1 protein-coding gene and 1 pseudogene are annotated in these 1,706 nt (G+C 69.6%); both read left to right on the forward strand.

Going from position 1 to position 1,706, the window contains the following annotated elements:
• Positions 1–476, forward strand: a pseudogene (locus ACT6Y9_RS10830) (S66 peptidase family protein); the annotation flags it as partial.
• Positions 473–1,706, forward strand: a 1,234-nt coding sequence (locus tag ACT6Y9_RS10835; RefSeq protein WP_443744537.1) for a sensor histidine kinase, incomplete at its 3' end; no start/stop codon positions are given. The pseudogene ACT6Y9_RS10830 and the gene ACT6Y9_RS10835, both read left to right, overlap by 4 nt.

Consider the following 1,706-nt stretch of genomic DNA (forward strand, 5'->3'; position numbering starts at 1 on the left):
TCTGGCGGACGGCGCCGGAATTGCTCGGCGCAGTCCCGGAAGGCGACTTTTCGGGCACGCTCTGGGGCGGCAACCTCTGCCTCGTCGCGTCGCTTGTCGGCACCCCGTGGATGCCCGAAGCTGCGCACGAGGGCGGCATCCTCTTCCTCGAGGACGTGGCCGAACCCGCCTACAAGGTCGAGCGGATGCTCCTCACGCTCCTCGAAGCCGGGATTCTCGCGCGGCAGCGCGCGGTGATCCTCGGTGACTTCTCGAACGCCGACGACGCGGTGCGCTTTGAGGGCGACCAGACGCTCGCCGCGGCGCTGAGCTTCATCCGCTCGCGCCTTCCCGCGTCGATTCCGATGGCGGCGGGTCTGCCCTTCGGGCACGAGCCCGTGAAGGCGACGCTCCCCGTGGGCGTACCCGCGCAGCTCTCGCTCCGTGAGGGCGCCGCTGCGCTCACGTGGACGCTTCTCCCCGGGGGGATCGAGTGACGTCCGCCGCCCGCCCGCCGGTGCTGAGGTTCCTCAAGGCCTTTCTGTCGCTGCCCGCCTCGAGGAGCATCACCGCGCGCACGCTCGTGAAGCTCTTCCTCACGTCCCTGAAGCTCTACCCCGTCGCGCTCGCCGCGCAGACGATCGGCATGGCGGGGATCGCCGCGGCCTTCTGGACCTTGGGCGCCTCGCGTCCGGCCCTCATCATTTGGGGCGCCTTCGGCCTCGTGCAGCTCTGGGTGTCGCTCGCCTTCGTGAGGAGCTTCTGGCGCGACGGCCGGCGCGTCGAGCGCGTGCGGCTCTGGATCCGCCGCTGGACGATCCTCGCGGCGAGCGCCGGCCTCATCTGGGGCGCGGCAGGCGCGGCCCTGATGGTGCCGCAGTCGGGCATCTACCAGGTGGTGGTGGTCGCCGTGATCGTCGCCGTCACGTTCGCGAGCTGGCCCGTCTACTCGTGCTGGATGCCCTCGCTCACGGCCTTCACGCTCCTCTCGCTCGCGCCCGTGACGGTGTCGGTCGCCGCCCAGTACGGCGTCTCGCAGATGATCATGGCGCTCATCCTCCTCGTCGTGACGGGCTTCATCCTCTATTCGGGCCGGAGGTTGAACGAGATGATGCTCACCTCGATTCTCGCCGACGACCAAAACCAGCGCCTCGTGCAGCGCCTCAAGGTCGAGGTGACCCGCTCGGAGAACGCCCGGCGGGCGACCCAGAAGGAGAGCGAGCGGCGCGCGCAGTTCTTCGCCGCCGCGAACCACGACCTGCGCCAGCCGCTCCAGGCGATGGGAATCTTCCTGGACATCCTCAAGCGCCGCGCAACGCCGCAGACCGCCCCCGTGATCGAGCAGATCGCACAGGCCTCGGCCGCGATCTCGACGCTCGTCGAGCAGGTGCTCGAAGTGACCCGCATGGAGTTCGGGCGTCTCGAGCTCCACCCGGAGGTGATTTCGATCCCGGAGCTCTTCGCCGAAATCGATCGCGTCTACGGACCGCTCGCGCTCAAGAAGGGACTCAGGTTCCGCGTGCGGCCGATTCCGGCCGCCGTGACGACGGACCGGCTGATGTTGAAGCGCGCCCTGCAGAACCTCATCACCAATGCGCTGCGCTACACCGAGAAGCCCGGCGCCGAAGTGGTGGTGGCGGCGCGCCGCCTCGGGCGCACCCGCGTCTCGCTCGGCGTCTACGACGCCGGCCCCGGGCTCACCGCCGAAGAGAAGACCCGCATCTTCG

The sequence above is a fragment of the Sutterella sp. genome (assembly GCF_052272535.1).
Taxonomy (GTDB): domain Bacteria; phylum Pseudomonadota; class Gammaproteobacteria; order Burkholderiales; family Burkholderiaceae_F; genus Sutterella.